A 14,161-nucleotide genomic window follows, 5' to 3' on the forward strand; every position below is an offset into this window, starting at 1 on the left:
TTTGAGTACCTGAATAATGAAGGTTTATTAATTTTCTGCCCTATGAGTTTTTCCCCGTTTGTAGCCAGACATATTGGCCCCCAAAATCAAGATGTTGAAAAGATGCTCTCGGAACTGGGAGTGGAGTCACTTGATGAATTGCTTTCACTTTCGGTTCCTGATTCTATTAGAACTCACGAGGAGTTAAGCATAGGTAGGGGAATTAGTGAGTCAGATTATCTTGATAAAATTCGCAAAATAGCATCAAAAAACAGGCTGCTCAAAACATATATCGGCATGGGGTATTATAACACACATACGCCATCTGTAATAGTTCGCAATGTGCTGGAAAACCCGGTTTGGTATACTTCTTATACTCCCTATCAGGCTGAAATTTCTCAGGGGCGTCTGGAAGCTTTACTCAACTTCCAGACCATGGTTTCAGAGCTCACTTCAATGGAGGTAGCAAATGCCTCTCTACTTGATGAGGCCTCTGCTGTGGCTGAAGCCATGATTATGATGTTTAACACCCGTTCCAGAGACCAGGTGAAAACTGGTGTAAATGTTTGCGTCGTGGATAATGCAATTTGGCCACAAACCCGGTCGGTGATTGAAACACGAGCATTAGGATTAGGAATAGAACTTGAATTTGTTGATTTTAATGAAATAAATTATTCAGGTGAAAAGCATTTTGGTGCCATTTTTCAATATCCAAATGCATTGGGAGAAATCAATGATTATGAATCACTGGTTACAGTGATTCATCAGCAAGAGGGGAAAGTTGCCGTAGCATCAGATCTTTTGTCGCTCACCTTGTTAAAGCCTCCCGGCGAATGGGGTGCTGATATTGTTGTGGGGTCAACACAGCGAATGGGCGTTCCTATGGCTTATGGCGGACCACACGCAGGTTATTTCGCCACTCGTGAAGAGTTCAAAAGATTTGTGCCTGGTAGAATCATTGGAGTTACCCGCGATGTGAAAGGAAAGCGTGCCTTGCGCATGGCTTTGCAAACCAGAGAGCAGCATATAAAACGAGAAAAAGCCACCTCTAATATTTGTACTGCACAGGCTTTGCTTGCTACAATGGCAGGTTTTTACGCTGTTTATCATGGTCCTGATGGATTAAAAACAAAGGCTTTAAGAATTCACGATCTGACAACATCATTGGGTTTAACTTTAAAAAAAATAGGAGTTAGCCCGCTTAATAAATCTTGGTTTGATACCTTGCGGTTTCGTTTACCCGATGGGGTAAACTGTGAAAAGTTGAGAGCAGTTGCACTTCAAAACGGGGTAAATTTTCTTTACAGAGGGGTGCGGGATTTTGGAATAAGTCTGGATGAAACCACTACAACTCCGGATATAAAGAAAATCGTTGAAATAGTTGCCACAGCGATTGGTGTTTCCACAATCGAAGTTGAAAAGCGCGGAAGTGATGTCATTCCCCAATCATTGAAGCGTTCATCGGAGTTTATGAAACAGGAAGTGTTTCATAAATACAGGTCGGAAACAGAGATGATGCGTTACATAAAACTTCTGGAGAGAAAGGATATTTCCCTGGCGCATTCTATGATTTCTCTGGGTTCATGCACCATGAAGCTTAATGCTGCTTCTGAAATGTTTCCTATTACATGGCCTGAATTTGCAGGTTTACACCCATTTGTTCCTACGGAACAGGCGGCCGGATATCATGAAATGATGAATGAATTGCGCTCTGATTTAGCAAAAGTAACAGGATTTGCAGACGTGAGTCTGCAACCCAATTCAGGAGCGTCAGGAGAGTATGCCGGGTTAATGGTTATTCGAGCATATCATGAAAGCAAAGGTGAAGGACACCGTAATGTAGCCTTGATTCCCTCATCAGCTCACGGAACCAATCCGGCAAGTGCAGTTATGGCGGGGTTAAAGGTGATTGTAGTTAAATGCGATGAAAATGGAAATATTGATGTTGCCGATCTTAAAGAAAAAGCTAAGGAGCACCGAAATAATTTATCCTGTTTAATGGTTACCTATCCTTCAACTCATGGGGTTTTTGAGGCAAGCATAAAAGATGTTTGCAAAATAATACATGACAATGGCGGTCAGGTTTACATGGATGGAGCAAATATGAATGCTCAGGTTGGTATTACCAATCCCGGAATTATTGGTGCTGATGTTTGTCATTTGAATCTACATAAAACCTTCGCCATTCCCCATGGTGGAGGAGGTCCTGGTGTTGGCCCCATTGGTGTGGCAAAGCATTTGATCGAATTTTTGCCCGGCCATCCGGTTATTGATAATAAACGCCATGGTGTTATGACCATTTCGGCGGCTCCCTGGGGAAGCGCCGGTGTGCTGCCTATCACTTACGGGTATATTAAAATGATGGGAGCAGAAGGATTAACATATGCGACCAAAATTGCCATTCTAAATGCCAACTACATTGCTAAAAAACTCGAAGAAGATTACAATATTCTTTATAAAGGAGAAAAAGGCTATGTAGCGCATGAGTTGATTCTGGAGTGCAGAAACTTTAAGAACAGTTCGGGTGTTACTGAGACGGATATTGCAAAGCGTTTAATAGATTACGGCTTCCATGCGCCAACACTCTCCTTCCCGGTATCCGGCACTTTAATGGTTGAACCCACCGAAAGTGAATCTTTGGCGGAACTGGACAGGTTTATCGAGGCCATGAAGGCAATTAGGGATGAAATTAAAGAGATAGAAAAAGGTGAGACTGACAAAGAAGACAACTTATTAAAAAACTCTCCGCATGCCGACTATGAGCTCACCTCAGATGATTGGACTCATCCCTATTCACGGGAACGTGCAGGCTTTCCATTAAGCTGGGTGAGGGAACGAAAATTTTGGATCTCCGTTGGAAGGGTTGACAATGCCTGGGGCGACAGAAACCTGATTTGTACCTGTGACCCGGTGGATGCGTATCAATAGTGCTTATTTCTTTTTCAGCCTGTAAAGGCACTGTTTTTCGCTGATGTCCATTTCCAGGATGTTCATCACCAGTAAATTAATGATGATTTTTTCAGCTGACCAGCGATTGATTCCGGCAATTTTTTGAAAACCCGGTAAAGAGATGCTTTCGTTTGTCTCAAAATACTTTAAAAGAGTATTCTCGGCTTGGGTTAATTTGAGAAATGTTCCGGTTTTTCTTTTTTGTCGGGCCCATACTTTTAATAAAACACCATTGGCCAGGATGTTTTGGTCGTTTACACGAACATAGACTTTGTAATCACCATCTTTTGTAGGTGCCTTGTGGGGTTTCTTACTGCTCTTGGGAACAATTACCTCAAGTACGGTTTTAGAATCTTCTTCCCATATTTTTGTTTCGAAAGAGACCGGAGGCTTACAGTACATGTTTGCTGCCGCCTCAACCATATAATACTCTTCATCAGAAGCCACGCCCGCAATTCTCCCGTTATCTTTTACACCAACCAACAAGCTGCCACCATCTGTATTAGCAAAAGCAGCCAATGAACGGGCTATCTTTTTTGAATCGGTAATGGCGTATTTAAAATCCTGGGTTTGGTGTTCTCCCTCTGCAATGATATCTCTTAGCTTTTTCTTCACTGTTCTGTTTTTTCGTAATACAAATTAAAGAAATATCCGTGATTTTGGAAACTTAGACTGAGAATGATAATCTCGATTTGAATTGTCGTGGATTTATGATTTGTGATGTTAGATTGTCCTACAAAATCGAATAAAATCAACACAGGTTGGGGTTGTTTTTTTAATATCTTTAAACAATAGTTTGAATGTTTTGGTATTTGAAGATTGATAAAAAGAATTTTGATTATGGATAGAAGAAAATTTTTAGCAAGTACAGGTTTGGCCGCCGGATCATTATTAATGAATCCGGTGAACAGTTCCGCTGCCCGCCGTTCGCGTGGAAAAAAAAGAAAAATGGCTCTAGTAGGCACAGGCATCCGTGGTGTAAATATGTTTGGTCGTGATCTGCTTAGGCAATATGGTGAATATGTTGAATTGGTAGGTCTTTGTGATATTAACCCCGGGCGACTCAGGTATGCCGATGGTTATATTGGCGCTAATTGTCCCACCTTTACCGATTTAGAGGAGATGATTCGGAAGCAAAAACCCGAAGTTATCATTGTTACTTCTGAAGATTCATCTCACCATACTGTAATTATCAAAGCCATGGAAATGGGATGTGATATCATCACAGAAAAACCACTTACCATTGATGAAGATAAAGCACAGGAAATTCTTGACGCACAGAAACGTACCGGGCGTGAAATAATAGTGACGTTCAACTATCGTTATCCACCCTACAGAGCCAAGATGAAACAACTGATAAATGATGGTCTCATTGGAGATATCAATACAGTTGAGTTTCATTGGAATATTGACCACAGCCATTTAACCCGGTATATGCAAAGATGGCATGGGTATAAAGACCATGGAGGAACGTTGTGGGTTCATAAATCAACACACCATTTCGATATGGTAAACTGGTTCCTGGACTCTGAACCTAAGGAAGTTTTCGCCTACGCTTCACTGGATCGATATGGAAAGAATGGTAATTTCCGGGGAGAGAATTGTCGGAATTGTGCGCATACCGCCAAATGTCCCTATTACTGGGATATAAATAAAAACCCTCACCTTAAGGCTTTGTATGCTGACAATGAGCACCACGATGGTTATATTCGTGACAATTGCGTATTCCGCGAAGATATTGATATATATGAGCATCACTCTGCGGTTGTTAAATATATGAATGGCACTGTTTTAAACTATTCTCTTACAGGGGATACCGATTATGAAGGGTATTGGATTGCCTTTAATGGTACAAAGGGGCGATTGGAAGCCCGCATTGAAGGCTATCCGCAAAAAGATTATGCTGAGATTACATTTACTCCAATTGACAGATACACTGATGATAAACCAAGAATTTTCAGAGTGGATTATACACGTTCCGGTCATTGGGGGGGTGATGTTTTAATGATGGATAAATTGTTCAAAGATCCTGATATGCCGGATCCACTTCGACAACAAGCTACTTTGCGCGATGGTGTCATGTCAATACTGACCGGTGTGGCGGCTCGTCAAAGTGCCGAATCGGGAAAATCAGTTCAGATTAAAGATCTTACTACTTTAAAGCCTCAAGCGAAGGTAGGATAGTAATTTTTCGAAATAGTATATCAAAAAAGCCGGTGAAAGCCGGCTTTTTTTGTTTTATTAGTCGATACTACTATTTTTGCGGGCTTCAAACTTCTACCTTCGTTTGTTCCCAAAATGATAAAATACTTGAGTTGTCGGGTTGTAAATTTTTTTGATACGTTTAATCTTAAGAAAAAATGAGCAAAAAGTATAGGATTGATGTCGTTGATGCGTTGCGGGGTTTCGCAATAATGGCCATTTTATTTGTTCATGCAGTAGAACATTTTCATTTTTTTGTATACCCAGATTCGGCTGCCAATCCAAATTGGTTGAACGTATTGAACCAGGGTGTATCCAAGATTACATTTAATTTATTCGCAGGTAAGGCATATGCAATCTTTGCTCTTTTATTTGGGTTTTCATTTTTTATACAATTTTATAATCGTCAGAAAGAAGGAGAGGACTATGGGTATCGGTTTTTGTGGCGTCTTCTAATATTGGTTCTTTTTGCCACTCTTAACGCAATTCTGTATCCGGCAGGAGATATTTTATTACTATATGCTATTGTCGGATTATTTCTCTTTGTTGTGCGACATTGGAGCAATAAAGCTATTTTTTGTACAGCACTATTCTTTCTTCTTCAACCAGCAGAGTGGTTTCATTATATAGCCAGTCTTTTTAATCCTGACTATAAATTGCCTGACTTCCGCATAGGACAATTGTTTGGAGAGGTTTTTAGATATATCTCAGGAGGTAACTTGCGAGAGTTTATTATAGGAAATTTAACTGTGGGACAAAAGGCTAGCCTTTCATGGGCTATAGGAGCCGGACGTTTTTCTCAAACAATAGGACTTTTCTTGCTGGGATATTATATCGGGAGAAAACAGTATTTTAACGATACTCCCCAAAACTATAATTTTTGGGTGAAGGTTCTTGTATTCAGTGCCGTGTTATTTGCTCCTTTATATATGTTAAAAGTAGAGCTATACGATAATGCTTCAGTTGCGTTAATAAGAAACACGGTAGGGACGGCTTTCGATATGTGGCAAAAGTTCGTTTTTATGATGGTTTTGATTGCCGCATTTGTATTACTTTACAGATTCCCCAAAACTCTGAAAATACTATCTAAGCTTCGGAATTACGGAAAAATGAGCTTAACAAATTATATTTCTCAGTCTTTAATTGGTGCCTTGATTTTTTTTCCAATAGGGCTTAACCTTGCTCAATATTCCGGGTACGCATTGAGTTTTATGATCGGGATATGTGTTTTTATTTTTCAGTTGGCTTTTAGTAATTGGTGGATGTCGAAGTATAAGAAAGGCCCTTTGGAACAGTTATGGCGTAATCTGGTCTGGATAGGCAGGAACAAATAAGTTTAAATCTTTTTTTATCCAAACTACAAAAGCAGGAATGCTTTTTAGTTCTGTTTTTGGTTTTCCATTTTCTAAAGTCCTTCTTAAATTTTATATAAAGATAAAAGAGTCTTTATATGTGTTTTATTCGTAAATTGCTCAAAATATTTAAACCATATAGATTCAGATTGTAAGCAATTGCAAGTTGTAATAAAATCACTAACTTGTATAATGTATTTGTGCCAAGATCTTTAGGAGAGTCTTGATTCTGCTTTGTCACTCAAAAAAACATACATAAAACTTTCATCTATGAGCGAATTAATAAATAATTCTGAAAAGAGAAAAGAGATGCTCAAGCACATGATTCTTGAGCTGCATAGCGGACAGGCTCCTGAACAGGTTAAGAAACGACTGGCCGAACTTTTGAAAAACATCCCTTACGACGAAGTGGTTGAAGTTGAACAGGAATTGATTTCTGAAGGCTTACCTGTGGAAGAGGTTTTAAAGTTGTGTGATGTTCATACTCAGGTATTGGACGGACATATTGATCAAAGCGCAGCCAAACCGGTGCCTGCAGGTCACCCGGTTGATCTGTTTAAGCAGGAAAACAGGGAATTGGAAAAGGTGACGGATGATTTGAAAAAAATGTTTCAGGAATCATCAGGCATCAAATCCGAAGAGATGGAAAAATGGCTCATTGGTGCGCATCGCCATTTTAACAGTCTGATGGATGTTGACAAACACTATTTGCGCAAAGAGTATCTTCTATTTCCTTTTCTTGAAAGCCACGGCATTACGGGGCCTCCGAAAGTAATGTGGGGAAAACACGACGAAACCAGGGAGTTGCTGAAAACAGCTATAGATGCAGTCAGTTCTCATGCAGGTATCAGTCCTGATGAACTTCCACTGTTGATTGATGGAGTTTTGCAGCCTGCTGCACAATCGGTTTTGGATATGATTATGAAGGAGGAGGAGATTCTGCTACCCATGAGTATGGATACACTCACCGATGAAGAGTGGTATCAGGTGCATCAGCAAACCCCTGAGTATGGATTCTGCCTGGTTGATCCGGATGTGGATTGGAAACCCGAAGGCGTTAATATCAGTGAGGTGGAGTATGGTGTGGATAACAGCGTGAGACTGCCAACCGGAGCATTCAATATAGATGAATTGGCCGCACTTTTTACCACCCTGCCAATTGATCTTACCTATGTTGACAAGGACGACAAGGTAAAGTTCTTTTCCCATGGACCAAACAGGATTTTTGCACGCAATCGTGCCATATTGGGGCGCGATGTTCGCATGTGTCACCCACCGGGAAGCGTTCATATTGTGGATCAGATTGTGGAAGATTTTAAAAGTGGAAAAGAGAGCAGTGCTGCCTTTTGGATAAATTTTCAGGAGAGATTTATTTATATCGAGTACTTCGCGGTAAGGGGAAAAGATGGTGAATACCTCGGTGTGGTTGAATTTACTCAGGATTTAACCAAACTTAGAAAACTTGAAGGAGAACAGCGATTACTGAATTACTCGAAAGAGTAATTCAGTGCGTTACAAATATTTATTTTGCTGTAAATATGGACAATAAACAGTTGGTTATCACTCCAAAAACAAAGGTGGGGGAGTTGCTTGATATATATCCGCAATTAGAGGATATTCTGATTGGAATGGCTCCTGCTTTTGAAAAACTTAAAAATCCCATTCTTAGACGAACTGTTGCCAAAGTTGCCACATTACATCAGGTTGCCGGTATTGGCAACCTGGATGTTGATGTGGTGGTCAATAATCTTCGAAAAGCAGTCGGACAAAGTACCGACTCATTTTCCAATGGCGATTCAGAGTATATTCAAAATAAATTGCCCGATTGGGTTAGTGAAGGTCAAATCGTACAGCGATTTGACGCTACAATCATGATAAATGCCGGAGAGAATCCCATGCAAGCCATTCTTAAATACACAAACGAATTAAATGCGGGTGAAATTTTTGAATTGACAACACCCTTTATTCCGGCTCCAATACTCGATATTTTAAAAGAGAAGGGATTTACTGCGTGTTCTGTAAAGTGCGAAGATGGGTTTAGGAATTATTTTGTGAAATAGGTTTATTGGTTGTTTCTCAACCGGATGCTTGTTTGCGTTAGTTTCAAAAATGTGGTAAGTTTATGGAAGACTCTTAATAACGTACCCTTAAATTTAAAACATTAATTGTTTAACACATGAAACGAGCCATGTTGAATACTTCGACACACAGGAGAATGATTATTGGCGAGTTCCATCTATCCTATAAAAAACAAATTATAAACAGATGAAACAAGCTTTTGAAGTACTGAATCCGGATTTTGAATTAAGCCCTTTAACAGGGATGACCCGCCAGCACTACATTGAATGTGCGAAATATCTGCTTGAGCGTGCTTTTACGCATATAAATTCTATTGATGAGCATCTGACATTCCCAAGGGTTCCGGGTAAAACATATCCGCAACCCAATGCACCGGAGTGGCGCTATCGTTCGGCTGATTTTGAAGCGTTGGAACGAACTTTTACCTTAGCAGGACCGCTTATACTCAACGATCCGGATGTGACTATTAAAGGTATTAAGCTTAGAGATTACTACAGTTTACATTTCTATAGAGCATTCACGCCTGGGCATGCCAATTCTTTACCTTTACCCGAAGATTTGCCCGATTCAAATTATCAGTTTACATGTGAATTTGGCGGATTGTTTAAGACTCTTTTATTGATGCCTGATACCATTTGGTCTCAATACACAGAAGAGCAAAAAAATGAAATGGTTAAAACCATTTCAAAATGGGGACACCACCGTACAACACAAAACAATTGGCGCATTTTTAATATCACCACCCTTTCTTTTCTTAAAAAACATGGATATGAGATTGATGATGAGTTATTGAAAAGTCATCTTTTATGGGTCGCTTCTTACCATTCCGGCAACGGTTGGTATCTTGAACAGACTTATAATTATTACTCAATAAGTCTCTTCATCGTTTATACCACCATTTGGAATCGGGCTTTTGGAGACGAGTATTATCCTGAAATTGCCGATATAATTGAGCGCTCAGCTCAAAAATTGATGGAGTCTTTGCCCAGTTTTTTTGGCCGTGATGGATACATTAATATGTGGTCGCGAAGTATTTGTTATCGTACTTGGGTTTCCGGTGCATTCCCGGTTGCTTTTATGCTCAAAAAGCAAAATTTATTAGATGCAGGATGGGCTCGGAGGTTGTGCTCCGGTTCTTTATTGCAATTTGTAACTCGTGAAGATTTTTATGATAATGAAATCCCAAGTCTTGGCTTTTATGGTACACGCGAATACATGGTTCAAAACTACAGCTGTCCCGGAAGTCCGTATCTGATGTTTTTGCCGTTTATCTGTCTTGCCCTACCTGAGGACTCTCCATTTTGGACAGCTAAAGAAAACGATGGATTTTGGGAGAATCTTGGAAACGATTCAAAGAAAGTCATTTTGGACAATCCCGGTTTGGTTCTCGTCAACCATGGAAAAACAGGAACCTCAGAAATCATCCCCGGAAAGGTTTATTACGATGATCCAAATTATTCGAAGCTGGCATACAACACTCATTTCCCTTGGGAAGATCACGATCCCGATGGCGGAACCTCTATGGAGTATAGTTTCCGGAGTCTCGATCCGAGAGATTTAAGGGGCGATGATGTTAATTTTTATCTGACAGGACTTACGGTTGATAACGATGCTTTAATAAATCAAAAGTTCACCATTTCGCAAAGCATGCTCTACAATGGTGTAATTGATGACGTGCTATACCGACAAGCCATAATGAGGAACCCCCCTAATAATGGAGTTGGTTATATTATTGATTTGGCCGAAATAACCTTGCCGGCCGGAGTCATTCGCATAGACCGAACCCGTTTGGCTTTTGAGTATGAAATTACTCTGGGGCACTTTGGTTTGCCTCATTATAATGGTAAGAGTGCTGTGATAGAGCAATTTGAAGAGGGTGAGAAGATGGTTATAACCGCTTCCATTCCCGGACGTAGTGTGGCTTTAATAGCCTATAAAGGCTGGGATCAGTTGGAGAGTAAAGTTCATTCCAATATGAATGCCGAAACAGATGATAGCACGGTGATTTTTGCTCGTAAAATGAGGCTGGAAAAGAACCCTCCAATGGAGTTGCTTATTTCGGTAATGCTTCATAAAATGGATGATAAACCCTGGACTAAAGCGGAGTTGGATCCTGTGAAAAAGATTGAGATCGTTGAAGTTACATCTACCTATTCAACTCTTGGTGCGGTCTTGACTTTGGCAGACAACCGAAAGTTTACCGTTGACTTTAAAGATATTGACGGGCGAAGAAGTTGTTGATTATTCGTTTTTCTTAGTGAGCTAAAGATAAAAGGGGGGCAGAATTTAAGTTCTGCACCCCTTTTGTATTTCATCTTAAAGTTTTATTGTTCTGTTTTTTGAGATTTTATAGAGTTTAATCAGGGGTTCTAAGTAGCATATAAACAATAGTTAATATGTTTATGAAGTACGAAAGAAGTAGGCGTGGTTTTGGATGACGAAACTTAGGAGTAACACTTTTCTTTGTTCCGGATTGGGTTTGGATTTATTTTGCTTTCACACAATTTTGCTGTTGTTAACATTTTGCAGTTGATTAAGATTATGAGCATCATTGGCATTTGTTAATAGGAAATTAGGTAAGGTGAATTTCAAACTAAATTTTTATGGAAGAAATGAAAAAAAAATGGTTAACCAAAAGCTCAATTAAGAGCACTGTTTTATCCTGTATGCTATTTATGGGCGGCCTTTTCGGTCTTTTTGCACAGGATGTAACTGTAAGGGGGACGGTTACGGATTCGTTTTCTGAACCTCTTCCCGGTGCATCGGTATTAGTGAAAGGAACTACTCAGGGTATTGTAACCGATATTAACGGGGAGTTTGTTTTAAATGCTCCTGTAAATGCAATTCTGGTTTTCTCCTTTATAGGGATGGAAACAGTTGAGGTTGAGGTAGGTGGTAGGAGTGTGGTTGATGTTGTATTGCATGAAGAATATTCAATCCTTGAAGAATTAGTGGTCGTCGGTTACGGATCAGTTGCAAGAAGAGATGTTACCACATCAATATCCTCAGTTTCGACTGATGATTTAGAAAGAACACCTGTTACGAATATTGCACAGGCTATGCAAGGACGCGCTGCCGGGGTGTCTGTTATCCGACCAAGCGGGTCTCCAGATACTGATATGGTTGTGCGAATAAGGGGTACAACTTCCATGAACGCGAGTAATGACCCTCTATACGTGGTGGATGGGGTGCCAATGACAGATATTCGGTTTTTGTCGGCCAACGATATTGAAAGCATTCAAATTTTGAAAGACGCTTCATCTGCTGCAATTTATGGTTCTCGTGCCGCAAATGGCGTTGTAATGATTACTACCAAATCGGGAACTGCAGGCCATTCAAGAATTTCGTTTAACGGACATGTAGGTGTTACAGAGCTAACGAACAGAATAAGACCGCTAAATATGTCTCAATACCGTGAATATATTGATGACCTGGGTGTTAATATTACTTTGCCTGATCATCTCACTGACCAAACGGACTGGTATGATGAAACATATAGAGCCGGGGTTGTACAAAGCTATCAGCTTTCTGCTTCTAACTCTGTGGATAATTTGAGTTATTACATATCTGGGGGATATACCCGCGAAACCGGTGTTATTCAGGTCTCGTTTTTTGAGCGTTATAATTTTCGTGCCAATGTGGAAAATCAAATCCGACCCTGGTTAAACCTGAGTACCAATGTTGCTTACTCAGATTATACAGGCAATGGAATTATCTCCGGACAGGGGTCAAACAGAGCCGGCGTTGTTTTGTCTGTTGTTAATACGCCTACCTATGCACCGGTTTGGGACGAGAATAACCCGGGACAATATTACAATAATTTCTATGGTGTAAACATTACGCACCCTGTTGAAAATATGTCCCGTAGTGAAGACAACAGAAACAACAACCAAAGGTTGTTGGCTACCGGAAAGACAGTTGTTTCATTTTCTGATAACTTGAATTTGTCTTCCTCAGTGACTTTAGATCGGCATCATAACCATAACACATCTTTTCTTGATCCCATAAAAACATCTTACGGAAGATCCAATTATGGTCAGGCCAGTGATAACCGTTCAACCGGCACTGTAATGATATATGATAATGTTTTGGATTATAACACCTCAAGAGGTTTTCACCGATTTGACGTAATGGCAGGGAGTTCCGGAACGACATCTTTTTGGACACAAAGCTATCAAAGTGCGTCTCACTTTCGTGATGGAAAAATTCAGACACTAAATGCAGCGAATCGGATATCTCCAGGTAATGGAACCTTTGAGTCTGATTGGTCCATTATGTCCTATTTTGGACGGGTTGCATACAATTATGACAGCCGATATCTGATCACAGCAAACATGCGTGCGGATGGATCTTCAAAGTTGCATCCTGATCATCGTTGGGGATACTTTCCTTCTGTTTCAGGTGCTTGGCGATTATCATCTGAACCTTTTTTGGCAGATGTGTTTTGGATGGATGATTTTAAAATCCGGGGAGGCTGGGGACAAACCGGAAATCAATCCGGGCTGGGAGATTACGCTTACCTTGAAAGATATAATATACAACGCCAAAATTGGTGGGAACCTGGAAATGCCAATGCCTTGATAATGTTAAACCAGGCAAATCTTAGAGCAACCGATTTGAAATGGGAAACCACAACTCAGACCAATATTGGGATAGACCTGACTGTTTTAAACAACAGAATAACCATGGCCATGGATTGGTATTACAAACTCACAACTGATATGCTCATGCATGTTACTTTGCCATCGGGATCTGCTGCTGCCAACTCAATCCAGAGAAATGAAGGTGAGATGGTTAATAAAGGATTTGAATTTATGATTGATTCACGTAATATTAGAAACCGACAGTTAACGTGGGATACTAATTTTAATATATCCTTTAACAGAAATGAGCTTAAGTCTCTTGAACTTACCAAAGTGTATTACCACGCCAATACCAGCGACCACGTAAACCAATATATCGTTCGCAATGAGCCCGGACGTCCCTTGGGAGGTTTTTACGGATATGTTAGTGATGGTGTTGATCCTGAAACCGGAGACTTGATATATCGTGATTTTGATGATAAAGGTTTTGTGTCCACATCAGACCGAAGATATATTGGCGACCCGAATCCTGACTTTATTTTTGGGCTAAGGAATTCTTTCTCATACAGAGGTTTTTCTCTTAATGTGTTGATTCAGGGAAGTTATGGTAATGATATTTTCAATGCGTCACGCATTGAAACTGAAGGGATGTATGATGCCAAAAATCAGAGCCGGGCAGTGTTGGATCGTTGGAGAATTCCGGGACAAATTACAGACATGCCACGAGCAGGGTTTGAAATCCTCCCTTCGTCATACTTTATTGAAGATGGTAGCTATCTGAGGGTAAAAGACGTCTCTCTTTCATACAGCATAAATCCAAATGTTCTGAGTCGGTGGGGGATTGCAAGACTGGAACCGTATGTCACAGCATCCAATCTTCTTACATGGACAAACTACTCCGGGATGGATCCGGAAGTCAACCAATGGGGTGGCAGTGGTGCCGTTCAGGGAATTGATTGGGGAACCTACCCGCAGACCAAATCTTTCATTTTCGGGGTAAATGTTGAATTCTAAAGG

General features: G+C 40.3%; 8 protein-coding genes. 7 read left to right on the forward strand and 1 reads right to left on the reverse strand.

Features of this window, described 5'->3' with window-relative positions; translation table 11 throughout:
- The first annotated feature begins 42 nt into the window (after nucleotides 1-42).
- Nucleotides 43-2,907: an aminomethyl-transferring glycine dehydrogenase gene (gene gcvP / locus EV194_RS04185; protein ID WP_132432438.1), complete on the forward strand. Its 2,865-nt coding sequence runs from the start codon at nucleotides 43-45 to the stop codon at nucleotides 2,905-2,907.
- Between the two features lie 3 nt (nucleotides 2,908-2,910).
- On the opposite strand, the gene EV194_RS04190 is transcribed toward gcvP, so the two are convergent.
- A complete protein-coding gene (locus tag EV194_RS04190) occupies nucleotides 2,911-3,543 on the reverse strand; it encodes an AlbA family DNA-binding domain-containing protein (protein ID WP_132432440.1) in 633 nt (210 codons plus the stop codon).
- Between the two features lie 225 nt (nucleotides 3,544-3,768).
- Between EV194_RS04190 and EV194_RS04195 the strand changes: the two genes are divergently transcribed.
- The 6 genes from EV194_RS04195 (at nucleotide 3,769) to EV194_RS04220 (ending at nucleotide 14,158) form a co-directional block, all read left to right on the forward strand.
- A complete protein-coding gene (locus tag EV194_RS04195) occupies nucleotides 3,769-5,112 on the forward strand; it encodes a Gfo/Idh/MocA family protein (RefSeq protein WP_207915898.1) in 1,344 nt (447 codons plus the stop codon).
- Nucleotides 5,113-5,288: 176 nt separating this feature from the next.
- Nucleotides 5,289-6,464 carry a DUF418 domain-containing protein gene (locus tag EV194_RS04200; RefSeq protein WP_132432442.1) on the forward strand — a complete coding sequence of 392 codons (1,176 nt, stop codon included), beginning with the start codon at nucleotides 5,289-5,291 and terminating at the stop codon, nucleotides 6,462-6,464.
- A 288-nt stretch (nucleotides 6,465-6,752) separates the two neighbouring features.
- Complete coding sequence (locus EV194_RS04205; RefSeq protein ID WP_132432444.1) at nucleotides 6,753-7,985, forward strand: DUF438 domain-containing protein; 1,233 nt, start codon at nucleotides 6,753-6,755, stop codon at nucleotides 7,983-7,985.
- 35 nt (nucleotides 7,986-8,020) lie between these two features.
- Nucleotides 8,021-8,542: a DUF1858 domain-containing protein gene (locus EV194_RS04210; protein WP_207915900.1), complete on the forward strand. Its 522-nt coding sequence runs from the start codon at nucleotides 8,021-8,023 to the stop codon at nucleotides 8,540-8,542.
- Nucleotides 8,543-8,747: 205 nt separating this feature from the next.
- Nucleotides 8,748-10,802 (forward strand): DUF2264 domain-containing protein, encoded by a 2,055-nt coding sequence (locus tag EV194_RS04215; protein ID WP_132432446.1) that lies wholly within the window; start codon nucleotides 8,748-8,750, stop codon nucleotides 10,800-10,802.
- Nucleotides 10,803-11,164: 362 nt separating this feature from the next.
- Nucleotides 11,165-14,158 (forward strand): SusC/RagA family TonB-linked outer membrane protein, encoded by a 2,994-nt coding sequence (locus tag EV194_RS04220; protein ID WP_243699325.1) that lies wholly within the window; start codon nucleotides 11,165-11,167, stop codon nucleotides 14,156-14,158.
- Nucleotides 14,159-14,161: the final 3 nt, after the last annotated feature.

Origin of the sequence: Natronoflexus pectinivorans, assembly GCF_004345615.1 — a bacterium.
In the GTDB taxonomy this organism is placed as follows: Bacteria; Bacteroidota; Bacteroidia; order Bacteroidales; family Marinilabiliaceae; genus Natronoflexus; species Natronoflexus pectinivorans.

Excerpts from the sequence above, each read along its gene's own strand:
- EV194_RS04215 (WP_132432446.1), top strand. The coding sequence starts at position 8,748 with ATGAAACAAGCTTTTGAAGTACTGAATCCGGATTTTGAATTAAGCCCT.
- gcvP (WP_132432438.1), top strand. The coding sequence starts at position 43 with ATGAGTTTTTCCCCGTTTGTAGCCAGACATATTGGCCCCCAAAATCAA.
- EV194_RS04210 (WP_207915900.1), top strand. The coding sequence starts at position 8,021 with ATGGACAATAAACAGTTGGTTATCACTCCAAAAACAAAGGTGGGGGAG.
- EV194_RS04200 (WP_132432442.1), top strand. The coding sequence starts at position 5,289 with ATGAGCAAAAAGTATAGGATTGATGTCGTTGATGCGTTGCGGGGTTTC.
- EV194_RS04195 (WP_207915898.1), top strand. The coding sequence starts at position 3,769 with ATGGATAGAAGAAAATTTTTAGCAAGTACAGGTTTGGCCGCCGGATCA.
- EV194_RS04205 (WP_132432444.1), top strand. The coding sequence starts at position 6,753 with ATGAGCGAATTAATAAATAATTCTGAAAAGAGAAAAGAGATGCTCAAG.
- EV194_RS04220 (WP_243699325.1), top strand. The coding sequence starts at position 11,165 with ATGGAAGAAATGAAAAAAAAATGGTTAACCAAAAGCTCAATTAAGAGC.